This is a genomic window from Agromyces sp. NPDC056389, from assembly GCF_042262385.1.
Lineage (GTDB): Bacteria > Actinomycetota > Actinomycetes > Actinomycetales > Microbacteriaceae > Agromyces.
Genome location: NZ_JBHJPN010000001.1, coordinates 1,993,957 through 2,017,470, shown reverse-complemented (window position 1 = coordinate 2,017,470; position 23,514 = coordinate 1,993,957). Strand labels below are relative to the sequence as shown.

General features: G+C 70.3%; 16 protein-coding genes. 7 read left to right on the top strand and 9 right to left on the bottom strand.

The features are described from left to right. Positions 1-97: 97 nt before the first annotated feature. From ACFCVM_RS09365 to ACFCVM_RS09355, 3 genes are read left to right on the top strand one after another with little or no spacing between them, the layout of a single operon-like run. Positions 98-757 carry a TrmH family RNA methyltransferase gene (locus tag ACFCVM_RS09365; RefSeq protein WP_375835855.1) on the top strand — a complete coding sequence of 220 codons (660 nt, stop codon included), beginning with the start codon at positions 98-100 and terminating at the stop codon, positions 755-757. 48 nt (positions 758-805) lie between these two features. Then, the gene (locus ACFCVM_RS09360) at positions 806-1,822 is read left to right on the top strand and encodes a magnesium and cobalt transport protein CorA (RefSeq protein ID WP_375835854.1); all 1,017 of its coding nucleotides are present in this window, start codon (positions 806-808) and stop codon (positions 1,820-1,822) included. Positions 1,823-1,874: 52 nt separating this feature from the next. Next, the gene (locus ACFCVM_RS09355; RefSeq protein ID WP_074259632.1) at positions 1,875-2,243 is read left to right on the top strand and encodes a nuclear transport factor 2 family protein; all 369 of its coding nucleotides are present in this window, start codon (positions 1,875-1,877) and stop codon (positions 2,241-2,243) included. A 260-nt stretch (positions 2,244-2,503) separates the two neighbouring features. Here ACFCVM_RS09355 and argG read toward each other — a convergent pair whose 3' ends face one another. Then, the gene (gene argG / locus ACFCVM_RS09350) at positions 2,504-3,931 is read right to left on the bottom strand and encodes an argininosuccinate synthase (protein ID WP_375835852.1); all 1,428 of its coding nucleotides are present in this window, start codon (positions 3,929-3,931) and stop codon (positions 2,504-2,506) included. 82 nt (positions 3,932-4,013) lie between these two features. Here argG and ACFCVM_RS09345 point away from each other — a divergent pair, with 82 nt between their 5' ends. From ACFCVM_RS09345 to ACFCVM_RS09335, 3 genes are all read left to right on the top strand, one after another. Then, complete coding sequence (locus ACFCVM_RS09345) at positions 4,014-4,586, top strand: DUF3151 family protein (protein ID WP_375835850.1); 573 nt, start codon at positions 4,014-4,016, stop codon at positions 4,584-4,586. Between the two features lies 1 nt (position 4,587). Then, positions 4,588-5,874, top strand: coding sequence for an adenylosuccinate synthase (locus ACFCVM_RS09340; protein ID WP_375835849.1), 1,287 nt, complete (start codon positions 4,588-4,590; stop codon positions 5,872-5,874). A gap of 125 nt (positions 5,875-5,999) precedes the next feature. Further along, a complete protein-coding gene (locus ACFCVM_RS09335) occupies positions 6,000-13,730 on the top strand; it encodes a DUF5979 domain-containing protein (protein ID WP_375835848.1) in 7,731 nt (2,576 codons plus the stop codon). A gap of 84 nt (positions 13,731-13,814) precedes the next feature. Here ACFCVM_RS09335 and ACFCVM_RS09330 read toward each other — a convergent pair whose 3' ends face one another. Both ACFCVM_RS09330 and ACFCVM_RS09325 read right to left on the bottom strand, forming a co-directional pair. Beyond that, positions 13,815-15,683, bottom strand: a complete 1,869-nt coding sequence (locus ACFCVM_RS09330) for an alkyl/aryl-sulfatase (protein WP_375835847.1) — start codon at positions 15,681-15,683, stop codon at positions 13,815-13,817. Positions 15,684-15,848: 165 nt separating this feature from the next. Continuing rightward, entirely contained in the window at positions 15,849-16,070 is a 222-nt protein-coding gene (locus ACFCVM_RS09325; protein ID WP_332063898.1) for a hypothetical protein, read from the bottom strand. A 142-nt stretch (positions 16,071-16,212) separates the two neighbouring features. Between ACFCVM_RS09325 and ACFCVM_RS09320 the strand changes: the two genes are divergently transcribed. Then, on the top strand, positions 16,213-16,857 hold the full coding sequence (locus ACFCVM_RS09320; RefSeq protein WP_375835846.1) for a GNAT family N-acetyltransferase: 645 nt from the start codon (positions 16,213-16,215) through the stop codon (positions 16,855-16,857). Here ACFCVM_RS09320 and ACFCVM_RS09315 read toward each other — a convergent pair. From ACFCVM_RS09315 to ACFCVM_RS09290, 6 genes are read right to left on the bottom strand one after another with little or no spacing between them, the layout of a single operon-like run. Next, complete coding sequence (locus ACFCVM_RS09315) at positions 16,854-17,594, bottom strand: sulfite exporter TauE/SafE family protein (protein WP_375835845.1); 741 nt, start codon at positions 17,592-17,594, stop codon at positions 16,854-16,856. The genes ACFCVM_RS09320 and ACFCVM_RS09315 overlap by 4 nt on opposite strands. 51 nt (positions 17,595-17,645) lie before the next feature. Then, positions 17,646-19,595: a collagen binding domain-containing protein gene (locus ACFCVM_RS09310; protein WP_375835843.1), complete on the bottom strand. Its 1,950-nt coding sequence runs from the start codon at positions 19,593-19,595 to the stop codon at positions 17,646-17,648. 47 nt (positions 19,596-19,642) lie between these two features. After that, on the bottom strand, positions 19,643-21,115 hold the full coding sequence (locus ACFCVM_RS09305; protein ID WP_375835842.1) for a cation acetate symporter: 1,473 nt from the start codon (positions 21,113-21,115) through the stop codon (positions 19,643-19,645). Beyond that, complete coding sequence (locus ACFCVM_RS09300) at positions 21,112-21,519, bottom strand: DUF485 domain-containing protein (protein ID WP_375835841.1); 408 nt, start codon at positions 21,517-21,519, stop codon at positions 21,112-21,114. Before ACFCVM_RS09300 ends, ACFCVM_RS09305 begins: the two co-directional genes overlap by 4 nt. A 1-nt stretch (position 21,520) precedes the next feature. Next, on the bottom strand, positions 21,521-22,267 hold the full coding sequence (locus ACFCVM_RS09295; RefSeq protein ID WP_375835840.1) for a LytR/AlgR family response regulator transcription factor: 747 nt from the start codon (positions 22,265-22,267) through the stop codon (positions 21,521-21,523). After that, entirely contained in the window at positions 22,264-23,475 is a 1,212-nt protein-coding gene (locus ACFCVM_RS09290) for a sensor histidine kinase (RefSeq protein WP_375835839.1), read from the bottom strand. The genes ACFCVM_RS09295 and ACFCVM_RS09290 overlap by 4 nt, the downstream gene beginning before the upstream one ends. Between the last annotated feature and the right edge of the window lie 39 nt (positions 23,476-23,514).

Here is a 23,514-nt window from a genome sequence, read left to right as displayed (position 1 = left end):
CTCGTGGACTGCCGCTCGCAGCCCCGGTCGGACCGCTTCGGCGACCGCTGCTGATCGGCTCGACCGACGCGCGGGGGAAGGGGTTAGCGTTGGGTGCGTGCACGAACCTGCGAGTCCCGACGACGGCCGAGTCCCGCCCCTGACCCACGGCGTCGGGCCGTGGCCGGGCGGCGAGGCCGAATGGCCGGACGAACCGCATTTCGACACCGAGCTGCTCGAGCACGGCGACACGCGCAACGTCATCGACCGCTACCGGTACTGGCGCATGGACGCGATCGTCGCCGACCTCGACGAGCACCGGCACCCGTTCCACGTCGCCATCGAGAACTGGCAGCACGACATGAACATCGGCTCGATCGTGCGGAGTGCGAACGCCTTCGCCGCCGACACGGTGCACATCATCGGCCGCCGTCGCTGGAACAAGCGGGGGGCGATGGTCACCGACCGCTACCAGCACGTCGTCTACCACCCGGATGTCGCGGCGTTCGCCGAGTGGGCGCACGAGGCATCCGTGCCCGTGATCGCCGTCGACAACGTCGAGGGATCGGTGCCCATCGAGGCGTTCGCGTGGCCCGAGCGCTGCGTGCTGCTCTTCGGCCAGGAGGGGCCCGGGCTCTCGCCCGAGGCGACGGCGGCCGCCGATGCGATCGTCGAGATCACGCAGTACGGCTCGACCCGATCGCTGAACGCGAGCGCCGCGGCCGCGATCGCCATGCACTCCTGGGTGCTGACGCACGCGGTGCGGCCAGGTGATTGAGCCTGTCGGAACCCGCCGCACCGTGAGCTCGATGCCAGACTTGGCCCGATGACGGTCATCGACAACGCGATCTACCGCGACGGCGCGCGCGTCGCGACCCCGGCGACCCTCGACGAGACGTTCGAACGCCGCGCCGAGCACGGCGGCTTCGCGTGGATCGGGCTCTACCGGCCCACCGACGCCGAGCTCGACGCGCTCGCCGAGGAGTTCGGCCTCCACCCGCTGGCGGTCGAGGACACGCGCAAGGGGCATCAGCGAGCCAAGCTCGAGCGCTACGGCGACACGCTCTTCGTCGTGCTGCGGCCCGCACGCTACCTCGACGACGTCGAGCAGGTGGAGTTCGGCGAGCTGCACGTGTTCATCGGGCCCGACTTCGCGATCACCATCCGCCACGCCGAGTCGCCGAACCTCGCGCGGGTGCGCCACCGTCTCGAATCCTCGCCCGAGCTGCTCGCGAAGGGGCCCGAGGCCGTGCTCTACGCCGTGCTCGACGAGGTCGTCGACGAATACTCGCCGGTCGACCTCGGCCTCGAGAACGACATCGACGAGATCGAGGAGCAGCTCTTCTCGGGCGACCCGGTGGTCACGCGGCGCATCTACGACCTCGCGAGCGAGGTCATGGAGTTCCAGCGCGCGACCCGACCGCTCGTCGGCATGTTCGACGCCCTCGAGCGGGGCTTCGAGAAGTACGCCATCGACCTCGAGCTGCAGCGCTACCTTCGCGATGTGAAGGACCACGTCATCCGCATCGTCGAGCGCGGCGACACGTTCCGCCAGTTGCTCCAGAACGCCCTGCAGGTGCACTCGACGCTCGTGGCGCAGCGACAGAACGAGGAGACGAAGGTGCTCTCCGAGGCGGCCGTCGCTCAGAGCGAGCAGGCGAAGAAGGTCTCGAGCTGGGCTGCGATCATCTTCGCGCCGACGCTCGTGGCCGGCATCTACGGCATGAACTTCACGCATATGCCCGAGCTCGACAAACCATGGGGATACCCGTTCGCGGTCGCGCTCATGCTCGCCTTCGCGGGCGTGCTGTACGGGCTCTTCAAGCGCAAGGGCTGGCTCTGAGCCGACGGGTTCGCCTCTTCCCGCCATCACCGATCGCGGTTACCGTTGGGGCATGACCGAGATCACCGATGATCTGCCCGCTCGACTCATGCACGAGGAACACGCCGGATGGCGGGCGATCGTCGAGGGCCGGGGCGGTGAGCACTACCAGCGCGCGATGACCCGCGACGCACTCATGATCGTCGACGGCGCCGCATTCGGGCGCGACGAGATCCTCACGGCGATGCGGAGTGCTCCGCCATGGGACGAGTACCACCTGCACGAGCCGGCCGTGATCAGGCTCGGCGATCGCGCCGGCATCCTCGTCTACCGCGCCGTCGCTCGTCGCGGCGACGACACCGTGAACCTCCGGATGTCGACGACGTACCTCATCGAGGGCGGCTCATGGCGAGTTGCGGCGCACCAGCAGACCGCCGCCTGATCGGCGCTTCACGGTCTCTCGCGCGCCGTGCGGCCCGACCGGCCGCGTCCCCCGGTTTGGGGTACGCCGACCGCGCGGCAGCGGCCTACCCTTCAGGTGTGCGCGACGCCCACGACTCGGGCATTCCTCCGAGCTGAGCCACCGCCCGGCTCGGCGGTCGATCAGCAGGGGGAACGGATCGACAGCTCGGGTGGGCCGCCCGGGGGGACGGCTCGCCCGAGTGATCGCACTGTGCTGACAGCGCGCTCGTGCGCGTCGGCTCAGTCGGTGCCGAGGTCGAACGCGGAAGCCTCGTTCGCGGCATCCGTCGCTGCTTCGAGCTCGGACTCGGCCGGCCCGGCGAGGATCTGCGCGGCGTCGCCGACCGAGAGGTCCCCGACGAGCGCAGCGGTCGCACCGCCCACGAGGTTCAGGCGCGCGTACTGTTCGAGACGGGCGCGCGAGTCGGCGATGTCGAGGTTGCGCATCGTGAGCTGGCCGATCCGGTCTTCCGGGCCGAAGGCCTGGTCGCCGACGCGCTCCATCGAGAGCTTCTCGGGCTGGTAGCTGAGGGCGGGGCCGCTCGTGTTCATGATCGTGTAGTCGTCGCCACGGCGCAGGCGCACCGTGACCTCGCCCGTGACGGCCGAGGCGACCCAGCGCACGATCGACTCGCGCAACATGAGCGACTGCGGGTCGAGCCAGCGGCCCTCGTACATGAGGCGCCCGAGACGGCGGCCCTCGTTGTGGTAGTTCGCGATCGTGTCTTCATTGTGGATCGCGTTCACGAGACGCTCGTACGCGAGGTGCAGCAGGGCCATGCCCGGCGCCTCGTAGATGCCGCGCGACTTCGCCTCGATGATGCGGTTCTCGATCTGGTCGCTCATGCCGAGCCCGTGGCGGCCGCCGATGGCGTTGGCCTCGAGCACGAGGGCGACCGCGTCGTCGAACCGCTCGCCGTTGAGCGCGACCGGACGGCCCCGCTCGAACGTGATCGTGACGTCTTCGGCTGCGATCTCGACCGACTCGTCCCAGAACTTCACGCCCATGATCGGCTCGACCGTCGTGATGCCCTCGCTGAGCTCTTCGAGCACCTTCGCCTCGTGCGTCGCGCCCCAGATGTTCGCGTCGGTCGAGTAGGCCTTCTCGGCGGAGGCGCGGTAGGGAAGATCGCGCTGCTGCAGCCACTCGCTCATCTCGGCGCGGCCACCGAGCTCGGTGACGAAGTCGGCGTCGAGCCACGGCTTGTAGATGCGCAGGCGCGGGTTGGCCATGAGGCCGTAGCGGTAGAACCGCTCGATGTCGTTGCCCTTGTAGGTCGAGCCGTCGCCCCAGATGTCGACGCCGTCGTCGAGCATCGCGCGAACGAGCAGCGTGCCCGTGACCGCGCGGCCGAGCGGGGTCGTGTTGAAGTACGCCTTGCCGCCCGAGCGGATGTGGAAGGCGCCGCACTGCAGCGCCACGAGGCCCTCTTCGACGAGCGCGGCCCGGCAGTCGACGAGTCGCGAGATCTCGGCGCCGTACTCGATGGCGCGGCCGGGAACGGCCTCGACGTCGGGCTCGTCGGGCTGGCCGAGGTCGGCCGTGTAGGTGCAGGGCACCGCACCCTTCTCGCGCATCCACGCAACAGCGACAGAGGTGTCGAGGCCGCCGGAGAAGGCGATGCCGACGCGTTCGCCGACGGGCAGGCTGGAAAGGACTTTCGACATGCCCTCCAGCCTACTTGGCTGCGGGTTTCACTTGTCCCGTCGCTCCTCCTCGCCGGCGAAGGGCCCCACGATAAGGTGGAGTGTGACTCCAGACCAATCAGCACCGGAGCCCGAGGCCTCGCTCGCCGATGAACCAGAGGTGCGCCAGGCGCTCGCAGACGGCGATCGGGCGTCGGTCTCGGCGGTCGTCGCGGGGCATCCGTCGTCGCCGCTCGCCTGGACCGAACTCGCCGATCTCGCCGATTCCGAGGGCCGCACGATCGAGTCCTTCGCATTCGCGTCCGTCGCGGCCGACCTCGCACGAGAGCAGCTCCTCGCCGGTGGGTGGCAGTCGGGCGACCCCGTCTCGTGGTCCGACGAGCCCAATCGCGCCTACCTGCGCGCCCTCGACACCCAGCGCCGTGCTGCCGAGGGGCTCGGCCTCGTTGAGCGTGCCGGCCGCCTGGCCGAAGAGCTCGCGGTCGCCGACCCCGAGGCTCCCGCCCGCATCGCGTCGGAGTTCACCCCGACCCAGCTGATCACGATCGTCAGCGCCCACGACATCAGCGCCCACGACACCGCCGTCGACGAGGCCAGCAACCAAGCGACATCCGTCGCACAGACCGGCGACCTCGTCGCCGAACCCGCCGCGTCCGACGCGGCAGGAGAGGACTGACATGCCCGCGGCCGTACTCATCGGTGCACAGTGGGGCGACGAGGGCAAGGGCAAGGCGACCGACCTGCTCGGCTCGCGCCTCGACTACGTCGTCAAATTCAACGGCGGCAACAACGCCGGGCACACCGTCGTCATCGGCGACGAGAAGTACGCCCTGCACCTGCTGCCGTCCGGCATCCTGACGCCCGGTGTCACGCCGGTCATCGGCAACGGCGTCGTGGTCGACGTCGAGGTGCTCTTCGAGGAGCTCGAGGGCCTCGAGGCGCGCGGCGTCGACGTCTCGAAGCTGCGCATCTCGGCCAACGCCCACCTCATCACGCAGTACCACCGCACGATCGACAAGGTGACCGAGCGGTTCCTCGGCAAGCGCCAGATCGGCACCACGGGTCGTGGCATCGGCCCCGCCTACGCCGACAAGATCAATCGCGTCGGCATCCGCATGCAAGACCTCTTCGACGAGAACATCCTGCGGCAGAAGGTCGAGGGCGCGCTCGACCAGAAGAACCACCTGCTCGTGAAGATCTACAACCGGCGCGCGATCGCCGTCGACGAGATCGTCGACGAGCTGCTGGCGTACGTCGATCGGCTGCGCCCGATGGTCACCGACACCGCGCTGCTGCTGCACCAGGCGCTCGAGCGCGATGAGACCGTGCTCTTCGAGGGCGGTCAGGCGACCATGCTCGACGTCGACCACGGCACCTACCCGTTCGTGACCTCGTCGAACGCGACGAGCGGTGGTGCGATCACCGGCTCCGGCATCGCGCCCAACAAGATCGACCGTGTCATCGCGGTCGTCAAGGCCTACACGACCCGAGTCGGCGCCGGGCCCTTCCCGACCGAGCTCTTCGACGAGTGGGGTGACTTCCTCACCGAGCAGGGCCACGAGTTCGGCACCACGACCGGTCGCAAGCGCCGCACCGGCTGGTACGACGCTCCGATCGCCCGCTACGCGTCGCGCATCAACGGCGTCACCGACTTCGTGCTCACCAAGCTCGACGTGCTGACGGGCATCGAGCGCATCCCCGTGGCCGTCGCCTACGACGTCGACGGCGAGCGCTTCGACGAGGTGCCGGTCTCGCAGTCCGACTTCCACCACGCGAAGCCGATCTACGAGGAGTTCCCCGGCTGGACTGAAGACATCTCGGGCGCCCGCGAGTTCTCCGACCTGCCGGCGAACGCGCAGTCGTACGTGCGCGAACTCGAGGCCATGAGCGGCTCGCGCATCTCGGCGATCGGCGTCGGCCCCGGCCGCGACGAGATCGTCACCCTGCACGACCTCCTCGGCTGAGCGCGGTCGGCGAGCCCTTCCCTCCTCCTGCGAGCCCTCGATAGGGTCGAATCGGGTGCCCGACTCGACGGGCACCCGATTCAGCCCCGGGGGCGGCCAGACGGCCGGGGGCGAGAGGGGTCTCGATGTCGGTCATCCGTCGTACGCTCGCAGGAGTCGTGGCAGCAGTCTTCGCGATCGGGCTCACGGCTCCGGCCGCGCTGCCCGCCGTTGCCGCACCGGATGACGCCGTCTTCCTCCTCACGAAGACGGTCAATCCCGACACCTCGCCGTACCAGCCGGGCGAGCAGTTCAGCTACACGATCGAGCTGACCTGCAACAGCAACCTCGTCGACACCTGCCTCGATGCGCAGCTCAGCGACACGCTGCCGGCCCCCCTGATCTTCGATCCCTCCGTGACACCCCCTGTCTCGGTCAGCGGCGGCGGCACGAGCACGGTCACGTACAGCGGTTCGGACTTCACCGTCGACTTCACCACGCAGGGCGGCGAGGGCATCGGGCAGCCGGCCGGAACGAAGGCGGTCGTCACGGTCTTCGTGCAGGTGCCCGCCGACATCAGCGCCGACTACAACGACGCCGCCATCGTGAACACGGTCGCCGCGACCGGCTCCAATGCGCTGCCGACGGATGCCTCGGCGTCGATCACGATCGAGGTGCCCGAGGTGCTCGACTCGACCGTGCAGAAGTCGGTCGACGATCACCAGCCCGACGGCACGCCCGGCATCCCCGCACTGCCGGGCCAGCCGGTCGACTACACGATCGGGGGCGGTAACGCGTCGAACAGATCGGTCGAACAGATCGTCGTGCAGGACCCGGCCGACGGTGTCGCGAGCCCGTTCGACACCTACTTCGACTTCACCGGCATCACCTCGATCACTCCGCCGGCCGGTGCCGATCAGGTCCAGATCGAATGGCTCGACGAAGCGGGCGTCTGGCATGTCGCCTACGCGACGGGGCCGATTCCGACCGACTTCACGGACGTCCCGGATGTCGATCCGCTCTCCGACGTGAAGGGACTTCGCTTCACCTTCAGTTCCACGACCGGCCAGCTGCCGCCGACGCCTCCTGGAGCGGAGGCGGCCATCGGCATCGGCGCAGAGACGAACGACACCGTGGAGGACATCCCCGCCGATCAGTCGGTGACGGTGCCCAACACCGCGTCGTCGAACATCGTCGTGCACGGCGACTCGAGCACGCCGAAGACCGCCCCCGGCGACGCCGTCGTCTCGAACACTGGGCCGTTCGTCGACACCGAGAAGTCGTTCGCGAACCCCGAGCTGCTCGCCGGCGAGCAGACGACGGCGACGATCACGTCGACCAACGGGTTCCGCCCCGTCACGTCCATGGTCATCCAGGAACCGAGCCCCGGCTCACCCGATCTCGGCGAGCAGGGCCTCGATTTCGACGGATTCACGGACGGCGTCGTGTGGCCGCCGAACGCCACCGGCGCGACCGTCACCTACGTCTACGACGACGGCACAGAGGAGACGCTCACGGCGGGCGCCCCGAACACGCTGCCCGACCCGACGAGGGAGGGCGTCGTCGGGTTCACCGTGACGTTCACCGGGCCGATCATCCAGAACGCCGCCGCCACGCTGCCGTTCACCGTGACGGCCCAGCCCGTCGACACCGAAGACGTCGTGAGCACCAACAACACCACGTCGACCGTCACCGACGAGCTCGGCAAGCAGGGCGACGACGAGGATGCAGCCGACATCACGCGGCAGCCGGGTCGGGTCTCGACCACGATCGACAAGAACATCGCGCGTGACGAGATCTGGGCGGTGCCGGGTTCGACCACCGACGTGAGCTTCCTCGCGACGGTGAACAACGGGCAACCGAACCCCTCGACGATCGGCTCCGAGTACCTGATCGTGAGCGATCCGCCGAACCCGCAGCCGGGTGACCCGGCCACGCCGTTCTGGAACACCTTCGACGCAGACCAGATCGTGGCCGGGGTGCCGGCCGACGCAGATCTCCAGGTCCAGTACTGGGACGGGACCCAGTGGGTCGACTTGCCCGGCGGTCAGCTCGACGGCGAGGGCACCTTGGTGGTGACGATTCCCGATGACCTGAAGGACGACATCCAGGGCATCCGATTCGTCTACACCCCGAAGCCCGGTGAGCTGCTGCCGCCCGGCTTCCAGGTCGCCCCGACGGTCACGGTCGAGACGCGCGACGAGTTCCGCGACGGTACGGGATCGGTCGCCGACGCGGCCGAGGCGGCAGACCCGCTCACCGTCGAGAACACGGCAGGTTCTGCGGTCGAGAACCCCAACGACACGAGCCCCGACGACAACACGGCGACCGACGGCGACCAGATCGACCTGAACCCGATCGACGGCGGAGGCCCGGGCCCCGACCTGCTCGAGAAGCACTGGATCGTCGACCCCGCCGACCCCCTCTTCGCGTTCAGCGAAGACCGGCGCACGGCGCGCATCTCGTGGTCGACCGAAGGACTGCCGTTCGACTCGGTCGCGATCACCGACGACCCGACGGCCGGCCCCGGCTATGGCGACGCCGCGATCGCGCAGTCGACCTTCGACGCATGGAACCTCGTCGAGATCGCCGCGATCGACAGTGCGCTCGATCCGGCGATGCAGTACGACCGCATCGCCTCCGTCGAGCTCTTCAACGGCGACACCGGCGCATGGGACGACGTCACCTCGGCCGCCTGCGGTGACGGCACCGCGTGCGACGGGGCGTTCCCCGGCTACGTGCTGTCGGCCGGCGAAGTCCAGACCACTCGGGCGGTGCGGCTCACCTACGAGGAGGGCTCGCACCGCGGCGCCGGCACCGGCCCGGCCCCCGGCTCGGGGGTCGCCGCCTCGTACGACCACGACCGCCGCCTCGATCTCGTGTTCGAGCTGCGCGACTTCAAGCGGAGCGACGGCGGACCGGTGACGGGCACGCTGCACAGCGAGGACTTCAACTCGGGTCAGCCCGGCGTCGTGAACAACACGGCAGGTCTCGTCGGCGATGGCCCGGCGCCGATCGACGAGCGCGACGACGACCTCATCACGATCCTCGACGCCACCGTCAACGTCTCGGTGTCGAAGACCTTCGACCAGGACTCGCTGCCGATCCCGCCCATCACCGAACCGCAATCGCGCTACCCGCTCGTCACCGCCACGATCACGGCGCGCAATGAGACCGAGGCATCGGTGGCGACGCTGCAGATCACCGATCCGGCACCCGGCTCGGCGACCGACATGTACGAGTACCTCAACCTGTACCGCATCGACTCGATCACGGTTCCGGCCGATGCGACGCAGTCGACGGTGACGCTCACCCGTGAGGGCGGTGCGGACGACGCGCCGATCTCGATCGCCGCGGCGCTCGCGCTCGGACACGACGACGTCGACGACGTCATCGGCGTCACGGTGCTGCACACCGACCCCGCCGGCGTGGAGATCCTGTCCACGGAGCAGAGCACGGTGCTGCTCACCTACCAGCTCAGGAAGACGGAGCGCAGCAACCCCGCTGAACCGGTGACGACCGCGGATCTCGCGACCAACGTCGCGGGCGCGGAGGTCACGCGGCCCGGCGGCAACCCCGCCATCGACGAGGCATCCGGTACCGACACCGACACCCTTCCGTTCGTCGAGGCGACGTACGGCGTCGTCGCGCAGAAGAGCATCGACCCTGCATCGCGCTTCGAGGACGAACCTCGCGACGGGTACACGGTGACGCTCACCGGACAGCCGACCGGCAACGTGCGCACGACCGTGCTCTCCATCACCGACGCGGAGCCGACCTTCTGGAACGCCTTCGAGTTCGCATCGTTCCCGACCGCGACGCTGCCGCAGAACCTGCATCAGCTTCGCGTCTCGGCGCTCGTCGGCGTCGAGTGGGAACTCGATGCGGGCACGGGCGAGCTCGGCTACACCTGCAACGGGTCGGCCGACCTCACCGCGTGCTGGGTCGTCGGGGACTGGCAGAACACCGCTGCCGACGGCACCGTGCTGCCGGCGCTGCCGAGCGGCGTCGCGAGCCCGGCCGACGTGCGCGGATTGCGCTTCGAGGTTCGCGTCAACGACGACCAGTCGAACTGGGAGAACCCGGTCAACCCGATCGTGCCCATCGCGTTCACGGCCGACCGGCTCGAGTTCCTGCACTACGGTCCGACGGGCGAGGTCGACTCGGTGCCCGTGCCGACGACCCGGCCGGGTCAGCCGATCGCGCCGGGCGAGACTGCGGCGGGCACCATGACCGACGTCGTGGACGTGCACGGCACTGGAGCGTGGGATGCCGCCGGCGGCACGGTCTGGGAGGCCGACGCCGACGCGACCGACAGCACGCAGCTGCTGCACCTGCAGAATGCGATCAAGGTCGAGAAGGTCCCCGGCAACGGTTCGGACGGCTCGGCGTCGCAGCAGTTCCCTCCGGCAGGGGCCATCCCGTACCGCATGACGATCACGAACACCGGGGACTGGCCGATGACCGGCCTCGAGCTCACCGATCAGGTCGCGACCGACGCGAGCGGCTCGCTGCTCGTGCCGGTGCCCGACGCCGACCCGGTGTTCGGCTTCACCCTCACCGCCGGTGACGGCACGGTGCTCGATGCCAGTGGCTTCTCCGGCACGCTCGACACGACCACCGGTCTCGTCACGATCACGGTGCCGGCCGGATTCGTCTTCGAGCCCGGCGAGGTGCTCGTGATCTCGGCAGCGCTGCAGTTCCGCCCGAACCTCGCTCCCGGCACGCCGGTCGGCAATACGATCACCGCGACGAGTGATCGCACCTTCGACACCTGCGAGTCGACGGCGTTCGCCGAGGCCGTGCCGCCCACGCAGGTGGCCGACGAATGTGCGGCGAACACCACCGTCAACCCGACGGCGGCGGCGCCGATCTCACTGCAGAAGGCCGTGCGGGGGGTCGGTGCCGGCGTGCCCGGCGCGGACCCCGGCGACCCGAACTACGACGACCTGGGCGTGCTCGACACGAACGACCCGGCCTCGGCCGCCGACTGCGCAGCGTCCAACTCGGCCGTGCCGGGCTATTACCTCAACGGTTGCGTCCCCATCACGCGCCCGGGCGGCGTCGAACGATGGCTGGTCGGCTTCACGAACCTCGGCAACATCCCGGTGGAGTCGATCGGCGGCATCGACGTGCTGCCGGCCGTCGGTGACACCGGTGTGACCATCGGCACCAGCCGCGGCTCGGAGTGGTCGCCGACCTTCCTCGGCAACATCGACATCCTCGACCCGACCGTGACCCACACGTCGTACTACATGACCACGGTCCCGGCGGTGGACTGCAATGCGAAGGACATCGAGTTCAGCACCCGCACGACGGCCATGCCCGCCGATGACCCCTGCTTCGCCGACGTGAGCACCCGCGACTGGATCGAGTTCACCGATGCCACCCCGGCGGCGGAACTCGCCGAGGCCAGAGCGATCAAGATCGTCGTGTCCTGGCCCGAAGGCGGCGGCCTGCCGCCGGGCGCATCGGGTGCCCTCACCTTCGACACGCAGACGCCCTTCTCGAACCCCGCGGCTGTCGGCGACGGTCTGCCGATCGCGTGGAACGCCGTCGCGTCGGGCTCGCGGGGTGATTTCAACGATGCCGAGGTCTACCAGGGGCCGGTCGAACCGGTGCGAGCGGGCGTGGCCGTGCCGACCGGTGAGATCGCGCTCGAGAAGCAGGTCGTCGTGCCCGCCGACTGGCCGGACGACTGGGTGCTGCCGACCTCGTACGACTTCGACGTGCAGTGCACCTCGGGCGGCGAAGCCGTCTCGCTCGTCGACGGTTCCGGCGGCCCGGCATCGCCGGTGTCGGTGCCGGCCGACGGCACGCAGGTCGTCTTCGGCTCTGGCACGAGCCTGCCGATGTACTCCGAGTGCACCGTGCAGGAGGTCACCGCGCAAGGCTCCACCGTCACCTATAACCCTTCGGGGTCCGGCGGCCGCTCGGGCGAGGTGACCGCGCGTCGCGATCTGACCGTTCGCCCCGACATCCATCACCCCGCGCCTGCCGAGGGCGAACTCGAGCAGGTGACGGTCACGAACACGTACGAGATCGGCGGGTTCTCGGTCAGCAAGGCCGTCGACAACGGTGGCGCCGAGAATCAGGACGGTGAGTCGATCGAGTACGAGTCGGTCTTCCGCTTCAGCGCTCAGTGCGAATTCGAAGGCGCGACAGTGCTCGACACCGAGTTCGACTTGGCGGATGGCGCCGTGCAGTCGTTCCCCGACCTGCCGGTCGGCTCGGTCTGCACCGTCGAGGAGATCGAGCAGCGGGGTGCCGCCGACACGACGATCGTCATCACCGAGAACGGCGTCGACGACGACCTCGGCGCCGTCACGAGCGTCGAGTTCACCGTGCTGCCCGACGACGCTTCCGGACAATCGGTCACCCTCGTGGCCGTCACGAACTACTACACGGTCGGTTCGGTCGAGGTGGTGAAGTCGGTCACCGGCACGGGAGCGGATGCCTGGGGCGGCACCTTCGGCGACTTCGAGGTGCGCCTCGTCTGCACGCTCTTCGCGGCCGACCCCGACGTCGTCTACAACGGCACGCACACCCTGACGAAGGATGCCCCGGGCGATGTGTGGCTCGTCGAGAACCTGCCGACCGGTGCCTCGTGCCGGGTCACCGAGATCGACGACGGCGGTGCGACCGAGTCGACCGTCTCGCCGCCCGGCAGGTTCGTCGTGGGCGACGCATCGGCCGAGGAGCCCGTGCGGATCGACATCGAGAACGAGTTCCGCACCGGGGCGCTCGACGTGCTGAAGCAGATCGCAGGCCCTGGCGCACCGGACTTCTCCGAGGGCGAGTACGTGTTCGAGGTCGTCTGCACCTACGAGGGCGAGACGGTCGTCGACCAGGAGCTCGTCGTCGAGAGCGATGGCGGCGCAGGGCCGTTCCGGAGCGAGACGATCAGCGGCATCCCGGTCGGGGCCGAGTGCGTGGTCACCGAGACCGACGCGGGCAACGCGGACGAGCCCGCGCCGCCCGTGACCGTGACGATCGCCGATCAGGCCGAGGCGGGCGTCGAGACCGTCGTCACCGCCGGGTTCGTCAACGAGTTCTCGCTCGGCACCGTCGAGCTCACGAAGCAGGTCGACGGCGAGGCCGCCGACGCCGAGTACGTCGTCGACGCGGTGTTCACGGTGCAGCTCACCTGCCAGGTCGAGGTCGACGGGCAGCTCGTCACGGTCTACGACGGAGCGATCGAGATCACGGCGGGGGAGACGATCGAGGTCGTCGACGCGAACGGAGATCCGGTGGCGCTGCCGGGCGGCACGCACTGCTTCGCCGCAGAGACCGACGAGGGCGGCGCGTCGACCGCGACGGTGGACTTCGATTCCTACGAGAACGCGGCGATCATCGAGGCATCCGACACGGCGCAGCTCCTGACCATCACGGCGACGAACACCTTCGACGAAGGCAGCCTCGTGCTCGAGAAGACGGTGAGCGGCGACGCGTCGCAAGCGGCGGGCAAGATGTTCCGCATCGAACTCACGTGCGTGCTCGATCGCGGCGCCAACGACCCCTCTGTCGCCCTCGACGCCGAACCGGTGACGATCACGGCCGGTGAGACGAAGCGGATCGACGGGCTGCCGGTCGGTGCCGAGTGCTGGGCCGAAGAGGTCGAGAACGGCGGGGCGGTCGAGGTCACCGTGAGCGCGACGAAGGCCGCTCCGGTGGTCGTCGGCGACGACGAGATCGTCACGATCACCGTCGACAACCGCTTCGCCCCGCCGCTGCCGGCGACGGGCGTCGACGGTGATGCGCTCGCCGCACGCATGACGTGGGCCCTGCTCCTCACCGGCAGCGGCCTGGCGCTCGTTGCGTTCGTGCTCGTGCGCCGGCGACGCGGTCGGGCCGAGCTGAGGCACAGCGCCGGCTGAGCCCCGGCACCCGTTGACGCGGGGTGAACGACGAACGCCCGGCCGGGTCAACCGGCCGGGCGTTCGCGTCGAGCGCGGCGTTCGCTAGGGCGTGACGATGTCGAACGCGTCGTCGCCGGGGTCGATGACCCCGAGGAGCTGTTCGAGCACCGTCGCATCGCCGCCGAGGTCGACGCCGGCCGAGGCCGAATCGCCGCCGAGGAGCGCCAGGACGCGCCCCTTGGTGAGGCTGAGCGTCAGCTCGACGTCGCCTGCGCCGTCTTCGAGGTAGATGAGCACGCCGTTTCGGAGCGTCACCCGGAAACGCCGGTCGAGGTCGGTCAGCACGATCGCGAACGACAGGTCGAGGTCCCAGGCCTTCGGGCCGTCGATCTTGATCGCGATGGCATCGAGCAACTGCTCGGGGCTGAGCTGGGCCAGCATCGACGGAGCGGTCGTCTTCGTCGGCGTGCCGAAGTTGCCGACGCGCAGCTCGGTCGCTCCCGAGAGGAAGAAGTTGCGCCACGTGCCGTTCTCCGAGCCGTACGCGAGCTGTTCGAGCGTATCCGCGTAGAGCGCTCGCGCGCCCTCGTGGTGCTCGTCGACGAACACGGCGTGGTCGAGCAGGGTCGCCGCCCAACGGAAGTCGCCGCCGTCGAACGCGGCCTGCGCGAGCTCGACGACGCGATCGATGCCGCCGATCGCCTCGACGTAGCGCGTGGCGATCGCGGCCGGCGGATGCGGCCAGAGCCGCGCGGGGTTGCCGTCGAACCAGCCGAGGTAGCGCTGCACGATCGCCTTGACGTTGTGGCTCACCGAGCCGTAGTAACCGCGCGTGTGCCACGCCTGCTCGAGTGCCGGCGGCATCTCGAAGGTCTCCGCGGCCTCGGCTGCGGTGTACCCGCGGTTGACGAGTCGCAGTGTCTGGTCGTGCAGGTAGGCGTAGAGGTCGCGCTGCACCGACAGGAACTCGACGATGTTCTCGCGGCCCCACGTCGGCCAGTGGTGCGAGGCGAAGACGGCGTCGGTGCGGTCGGCGTACCGCGTGATCGCTTCGGTGAGGTACTGCGACCACACGTGCGGGTCGCGCACGACCGCTCCGCGGAGCGTCAGCAGGTTGTGCAGGTTGTGCGTGGCGTTCTCGGCCATGCACAGTGCGCGGTAGCGAGGGAAGTAGAAGTGCATCTCCGATGGCGCTTCGGTGCCCGGCGCCATCTGGAATTCGATCTCGACGCCGTCGACGGTGTGCGTCTCGCCCGTCGTCGTGATCTCGAGCGTCGGCACGATCATGCCGATCACGCCGGTCGATGTGGTCTGCCCGAGGCCCGCGCCCACGGCGCCCTGCGGCCCGCGCTCGAGTGCCGCGCCGTACATGTAGCCGGCTCGCCTCGCCATCGCCGTGCCGGCGTAGACGTTCTCGGCGACGGCGTGCTCGACGAAGCCCTCGGGTGCGATGATCTGCACCGAGCCCGAGTCGACCTCTGCCTGCGTCGTCACGCCGAAGACACCGCCGAAGTGATCGACGTGCGAGTGGGTGTGGATGACGGCGACGACCGTGCGGTCACCGCGATTCGCGCGGTACAGCGCGAGCGCGGCGGCCGCGGTCTCGGTCGAGATGAGCGGGTCGATCACGATGACGCCCGTGTCGCCCTCGACGATCGTCATGTTCGAGAGGTCGAGGCCGCGCACCTGGTAGATGCCCTCGACGACCTCGTAGAGGCCCTGCCGCGCGACGAGTTGCGACTGGCGCCAGAGGCTCGGATGCACCGTGGCGGGCGCCTCGCCGCCGAGGAAGGCGTAGCTGTCGTTGTCCCAGACGACCTCCGCGGCGTCGTTCCGCACGACACCCGGCTCGAGCGCGGCGATGAATCCGCGATCGGCGTCGTCGAAATCACGTGTGTCGTCGAACGGCAGGTGCGCGAGCGCGGCGGCCTGTTGCGCCCGGATGGTGTCCGTGGCCGGCTTGTGGTCCATTGAATGAAGTTCCCCCTTCACGGGCGGTGATCGCCCTCTGCCATCGTGACAACCGGCCACGGCCGATGCAAGGGAACGCGCGCAGGGGAACGTGCAGAACGCTCGAGTCCGGAGACGACGAAGGGGGCGGATGCCCGCGGCATCCGCCCCCTTCGAACCGCGAGGCTACTTCTCGGTCCCGATGGCCCCGTCGATGTTCTCGCGGACTCCGTCGACCTTGTCATGGTGCTCTTCGGGCAGCACCTTCTTGGCTGCCTCGGTCACGCCGTCGAGCAGCTTGTCGCTGATGTCCTCGGCCTGCTCGCTGTCGAGCGCGTCGGCGATCTTGTCCTTGTTCTCCTCGATGAAGTCTTGCGCCTTCTTCGTGATGTCGTCCAGAGAACCCATGGCCCCCACCTTTCGTTCGTCGTGGTCTTGCTGTGGTCATCGTAGGGGTGGCTCCCGTCGATGGGAAGGGCTGCGACGCGGGGTGACGATCTCTTCGCCGAACGGTCACCTCCGCGTCGTCGGCGCGTGGCACACTCGAACGGTGACTGCGACACGCCCTTCCGACGACGACCTCCTCGGCCGATTCATCCGCTTGAGCCCGTTCGACATCGCCGACATCCCCGAGCTGTATCGCGCCCTCTGCCGTCCCGAGGTCTTCGCCGGTGGCTACGGCGGAGGACCCGACGGGCTGCCCGCCGACGCCGTCGCCTACGACGCGTTCGCGCGGTCGTACTACTCGGCCGACGAGTCGGCGATGCCGTGGACGGTGCGGCTCCGCGGCGGCCCCGACGACGGCCGGGTGGTCGGCGCGACGAAGCTCGGCGACTTCGACCTGCCGAACGAGTCGACGCACATCGGGTGGACGGCCTACGACCCGGGCGTCTGGGGCACGGCGGTCAACCCCGAGGCGAAGCTGCTGCTGCTCGACCTCGCGTTCCGCAACGGGTTCGGCCGGGTGAAGATCCAGGCCGATGCGAACAACGCTCGGTCGCGCGCCGCGATCGAGAAGCTCGGCGCCCGCCTCGACGGAGTCATGCGCCGGCACAAGCGCCGCGCCGACGGCAGCTGGCGCGACAGCGCCGTGTACTCGGTGATCATCGACGAGTGGCCCGAGGTGCGGGTGGGCCTCGAGGCGCGACTCGCCGCGCACGGCGACCGCCCGGTCGAGGTGCGCCCGGGCGCCTAGCCCCAGAGCTGCAGTGCGCCGTCGACGATCGCGGCGGCGCCGCCGGCATACGCGATCACGATCACGGCGATGCGCGCGGCGTGATGGGGGATGCGGCGGTGCAGGAGCTCGCCGAGGCCGAGGCCGACGAGCAGCGCCCCGATGACGAGCGGCCAGGCGCCGGGTTCGAGCTCGGGCAGCGCCCACCCGGTCGCACCGAGCTTGCCGACGAGCGAGGCCGCGCCGATCACGACGAAGTAGGGCTGGGCGGTGGCGGCGAACCCGGCCTGCGGCCACCGTGTCGCTACCGCGTAGACGCTGAGCGCCGGTCCGCCGACGCCGGCCGAGGCGTTCATGAATCCGGATGCCGCGCCGGCGAGGATCGCCGGAACCGGCCCCGTCGCGACGTGGTCGGTGCGGGTGACGAGGAGCGAGACGGTGAGGGCGACGATGACGAGAACCCCGACGCCGAGCTGGAGCACCGGCCCGGGCAGGCGCGCAGCGACGAGTGCGCCGACGGCGGTGCCGACGAGCGCCGGCACGACGAGCCATCCGAACCTGGTCCAGTCGACGAGCTTCCACACCCTCGGCAGGATGAGGAGCGAGGAGAGCACGGCGCAGAGGTTCACGAGCACGACGCCGTCGAAGGGACCGAGCAGGATCACGAGCGCGGGCGCGGCGATGAGCGCGAAGCCCATGCCCGTGACGCGTTGCGCCAGTGCGCCGACGAGCACGGAGACGGCGACGGGCAGGAGCACCGGGCGAGTCTACCCGGGCGGCGTTCGGCGGGCTCGGCGGGGGGAGCCGACTCAGCGCGTCGAACGACGGCGGAGGCGGGTCGTCGAGAGCGCCGCGACTCCGGCGACGAGGGCGCCGAGTGCGATCCATGCGGCGACGCCGGAGGCGGGGTCCAGGCCGGTGGCCGGCAGCGTGCCCGCGGTCGTTCCGCCGCCTGCGGGCGGCGTCGGGGTGGGCGTCGGCGTCGGCGCATCCGCGAGCAGCACGAAGTCCTGGTCGCTGAACGCCTCGCCGGTCTCGGTGATGGTGACCGTGATCGTCGAGGGCCCGACGGCGGTGTATCCGGCCGGGACGGTGAGCGTCATCGTGTACTCGCCGGGCGGCAGGGTGCCGGCCGCGTACGTGCCGTCGGGGCCGCTCGTGAGGGGCGTCGCCCCGTCGGGCCCGGTGATCGTAACGGTCGCGCCGGGGAACGGCGTGCCGTCGTCGGTGGCAACGGTGCCCTCGATGCTGCCGGTCTTCGCGATCGCGAAGTCGACGCCCGTGACGTCGCTCGTGGTCACCGATTCGTTGCGCGTTGCCGGCCCGACAGCGACGGTGCCCTCGGGCGCCGTCATCGTGATCGTGTAGTCACCGGTCGGCAGAAGCGGGAAGCGGTAGGTGCCATCGGCGCCCGTGACGGTCGAGAGCGTACCGCCGGGGCCGGTCGCGGTGACGGTGACGCCGGGCACGCCGGCACCGGCGGCGGTGACGGTCCCAGAGAGCGAGGGATTCGCCGCGACCACGAAGTCGACACCGGTGATCGGCGTCTCGACGCCGTCGGGAACGGTGAACGGCGGCGGGCTCGACGTGATGGTGTACCCGTCGGGCGTCGTGATCGTCGCGGTATAGCTGCCCACCGGAACGGTGTCGAACAGGTAGTCGCCGTTCGAGTCGGTCGTCGTGGTGAGGCCGTCGATCGTCACCTGGACCCCGGGCATCGGGTTGCCCTCGGAATCCGAGACGTTGCCCGAGACCGCGACCGGCACGATATCGCGGATCGAGAAGTCGACCACGGCGTCGGCGGTCGACAGGTCGGCCGGCTTGCGGGAGGCGTCGACCGCGATCTTGCCCGCAGGCAGCACCGCCTCGACGGTGTACCCGTCGGTCGCGAAGAAGCCCGGGAAGCCGTAGAGGCCGCCGCCGGCCGTGGTCGCGGTGCCGACGACGGTTCCGTTGGCGTCGATGAGGTTGAGCGCGACCCCGTCGACGGGGCCCGTGCCGGTGTCGGTGACCGTGCCGGTGATGTCGCGCGCGAGCGAGGCGAACCAGGTCTGATAGACCGGCAGGCCCGAGCGGCGCGTGAAGAAGAACGAGAGCGAGCTGATCGGCACGGAGGGTTCGAACCATCCCGCCGCACCGTTCGTGTCGGCGGCGGTCGCGTTGCCCGTCAGCGTGAGGGTCGCGGGGTTCCAACTCGGCACGTCGGCCGCGTCGCCCGAGCACGAGGGCTTGCCGACGACGCCGGGCGCGCAGTAGTTGAACCCGCCCCGGAACCCGAGCTCGGCGGCCGTCAGCGCCGCACCGTTGGCCCCGACCGCGGCGATGCGCACCTGGTCGGCGTCGATGTCGCCGAGCACGAAGGTCCAGTTCGACGACGGGGTCGGGGTCGGGAACGAATAGGTCGTCGTCGAGGTGCCGGTGGGCGTGTCGGCCTTCGGCCGGAGGTTCAGGTACGGCTGGTTCAGGCTCGAGCCGTACTTCGCGCCGACCGGCGTGCCCTGCGCGAGCCAGTTGGATGCCCCGGAGATGACGCCGACCTGACCGGCCCGGGAGTCGCTCGTGACCGAGGCGGCGAGCGCCGGCTGCCCGGCGAGGGTCATCGTCGTCTGGAACGCACCCCCCGCACCGGTGAGCGGCGCCCACGTCGCCCAGCTCGCGGTCGTCGCGGCCGATGCCGGCGTGATCGCAACCGTCGTCAGCACGGCAGCGGTGATGAGGCCGGTCAGACCGGCGAAGAGCATGCGATTCCCCCGAGGCATGGCGCACAGCCTATTCGACCGACCCAGTCCGCGCACCCCCCGGCCAGTCAGCGCACGCGTCGCTCCGGAACGTGCAGTCGGGTGAGGAAGGCGTCGGTGCCGCGCGGGATGCCTCGGTGGTCGCCCCGGGAGACGAGCACGGTGACGAGCACCGCGAGGGGGACGGTCCACGCGGCGGGCTGTTCGAGGAACGGGCGGAGCACGGGCGCCGCGGCCGAGAGGAGCGGCCCGCCGAGGATGGCGCCGCCCGCGAGCAGCGCGCCGGTCAGCATGCCCGCGATCGCGCCGCGCGCCGTGAGTCCGCGCCACCAGATGCCGAGGATCAGCATGGGGCAGAGGGTCGACGCCGTGAACGCGAAGACGAGCCCGACGCTGCCCGCAAGGCCGGTCGACTCGGTCGACAGCGCCACGACGAGCGGGATGAGCGACGAGGCGACGGCTGCGATGCGGAATCCCCGCACGCTGCCGCCGAGCAGGTCCTGGCTGATGACGCCGGCGAGCGAGACGACGAGTCCCGAAGAGGTCGACAGGAACGCGCCGAACGCACCGGCGATGACGAGGGCGGTGAGCAGCTCGCCCCAGATGCCCGGCACGAGCCGCCCCGGCAGCAGGAGGATGAGCGCGTCAGCCTCGCCGGAGGCCGCGAGGTCGGGGGCGAACGCCCGGCCGAGCAGGCCGAACGCCGTCGGGAACAGGTAGAACACCGACAGCAGGGCGAGCACGATGACGGTCGTGCGCCGGGCCGCGACCCCATCGGGATTCGTGTAGAAGCGCACGAGCACGTGCGGCAGGCCGAGGGTTCCGAGGAGCAGCGCCACCATGAGCGAGACGGTGCGATAGACATCGAGGTCGGCCGGGCCGGCCGCCGGGGGGAACGCCTCGGCGGGCGTGAGCTGGGCGGGCGGCTCGCCGCCGCCGACGAAGAGCAGCAGCACGACGACCGGCACGGCCAGCGCGGTGAGCTTCAGCCAGAACTGGAACGCCTGCACGAAGGTGATCGAGCGCATGCCGCCCGCCGCGACGATGACCGCGACGAGCACCGCGACCGCGACCGACCCCACCCATGACGGCAGGCCCGTCGTGATCCGCACCGTGAGCGCCGCGCCCTGCAGCTGCGGCACGATGTAGAACCAGCCGACGACGATGACGAGCGTCGAGGTCACGCGCCGCGCCCACGTCGACTCGAGCCGCGCCTCGGTGAAGTCGGGGATCGTGTAGGCGCCCGAGCGGCGCAGGGGCGCCGCCACGAAGAGCAGGAGCATGAGATAGCCGGCCGTGTAGCCGATCGGGAACCAGAGGCCGCCCGAGCCCTGCAGCAGGATGAGTCCGGCGATGCCGAGGAACGAGGCGGCAGAGAGGTACTCGCCGCCGATCGCCGAGGCGTTCCACCACGGCCGCACGGTGCGCGAGGCGACGTAGAAGTCGCTCGTCGTACGTGAGACGCGCAGGCCGTAGAAGCCGATGAGGGCCGAGGCGAGCGCCACGGCGGCGATCGCCGAGTAGCCGATGACGGGGTTCACTCCGCCTCCGTCAGCGACCGGTAGCGTGCCTCGTTGCGTGCCGCGGCGCGCACGTAGAGCCCCGCGACCGTGAGCGTCAGGGGATACACCCCCATGCCGAGCAGCAGCCACGAGGCGGGAACGCCGAAGACGAAGCTCGAGTCGAGGGCGGGCACGAACGCGATGGCGAGCACGAAGAGCGTCGTGGCCGCCGCGAAGCCGACGGCGAACACGATCGCGAGCCGCAACTGCGAGCGGATCAACGAGCGCACGTAGACCCCCGCGATATCGCTCGTCGGCCCGCCACGCGCATGCGGTGGCAGCGGCCGAGCGGATGCCCCGCCACCGCCCGGTCGCGGAGCGGTGACGCGGACCCGGGGCGGCGGCCCCGCGGCATCCGCTCGCCCGCTCGACGGCTCGGTCACGCTACGTCCTCGGGCGGATGATCGTCTGGTCCAGCCGCTCGCGGAGGGCCGGCAGCAGTCGGCGGCTCACCGGCAGCTCTGCCTGGCCGACCGTGACGCTCGGGTGATCGGAGCCGAGCCGGATGCGGCTGATGTGGGCGAGCGACACGAGGTACGAGCGGTGCACGCGCACGAAACCGGCGTCGGCCCACTGGCGCTCGAGGTCGCTCATGGGCACGCGCACGAGGTAGCTCGCCTCTTCGGTGTGCAGCCGTGCGTAGTCGCCCTGCGCCTGCACGTAGCGAACGTCGTCGCGGCGGATCATGCGCGTGGTGCCGCCGAGGGTGACCGCGACCATCTCGGGCTCCGACGGTGCGCCGGCCGTCGTCTGGCTCGCAGCGCCCGCCTTCAGCGCCTCGACGATGCGGCCGACCGAGCGGTGCAGGCGTTCGGTGCGGACGGGCTTCAGGAGGTAGTCGACGGCGGCGAGGTCGAAGGCCTCGAGGGCTCCCTCTTCGTCGGCGGTGACGAAGACGAGCACGGGTCGGTGCTCGAACCGGGCGAGTGCTCGCGCGAGGTCGAAGCCCGTGAGCCCCGGCATGTGGATGTCGAGGAAGGCGGCGTCGACCGGTTCGCGCGTGAGCAGGCGGATCGCCTCGGCCCCGGATGACGCCTGGTGGATCACGCCGATGCGCGGGTCCTGCCCGAGCAGGAAGGCGAGCTCGTCGATCGCGGGCTGCTCGTCGTCGGCGATGAGCACGGAGATCATGGTTCAAGTCTCCCATCGGGGCTCGCTGCGGCAGAGGGGCGTCGTGGCCCCGACTTCGGCACCCGCATGCGCACGAGCGTGCCGGCGCCGACGTTGGTCTCGACCACGAGGCCGAGCTCGTCGCCGTAGACCTGGCGGAGGCGGGCGTCGACGTTGCGGAGTCCCACGTGCTCGCCGCCGGCCGGGGCCCCCGCGAGCACCCCGGCGAGCACCTCGGGGTCGATGCCCACCCCGTCGTCCTCCACGCTGATCTCGGCGAACGCGCCGGCGTCGGCGGCCGTGATCGTGATGTGCCCGCCGCCCTCCTTCGACTCGAGGCCGTGCCGCACGGCGTTCTCGACGAGCGGCTGGATCGAGAGGAACGGCACGACCGTCGAGAGCACCTCGGGGGCGATCTGCAGGGTCACCTTCAGGCGCTCGCCGAAGCGGGCCCGTTCGAGGCGCAGGTAGCTGTCGATCGACCGCAGCTCCTCTGCGACGGTCGTGAAGTCGCCGTGCCGGCGGAACGAGTACCGGGTGAAGTCGGCGAACTCGAGCACGAGTTCGCGCGCCTGCGCGGGATCGGTGTTGATGAACGAGGCGATCGCGTTCAGCGAGTTGTAGATGAAGTGCGGGCTGATCTGCGCACGCAGCGCACGCACCTCGGCCTCGGCGAGCGCCGCGCGCGACGCATCGAGCTCGCCGAGCTCGACCTGCGCGGCGACCCAGTCGGCCACCTCGCCGGTCGCCCGCACGAGACCGGCCCGCACGGGGGAGGCGAAGGCGACGATCGCGCCGAGCGGCCCCGTGCTGCCGACGATGGGGGCGACCACCGCGTCCGTCTCCCAGGCGCCGATGGGGATGCGGCGCTGCACCTGCTGCCGGCCCCCGGCGATCGCCGCCGCCGCGAGCCGCTCGGCGACCGGGCGCACGGCCTCGTCGCCGTCGATCGCGATGGTGCCCGAGCGATCGACGATCGCGAGGCTGTCGCAGCCGAGCAGGGCGCGCAGGTGCTTGCCGGCGCGGGCCGCGTCGAGTTCGTCGATGCCGCCGCGCAGGTGCTTCGCGGCCCGCGACGCGAGGTGGAGGGTCTGGTAGGTCGCCTGCTCGGCGTCGGTGCCGAGCTCCTTCGAGCTCAGCACGATGCGCCGCAGGAACACCACGAGCCCGACCGCGAGCGCCCCGCCGACCACGCCGAGGGCGGCGGCGAGCAGCATCGACTCGGGCATGCACGACAGCGTAACCGTTCGAGCTTCAGCGGCCCGCTC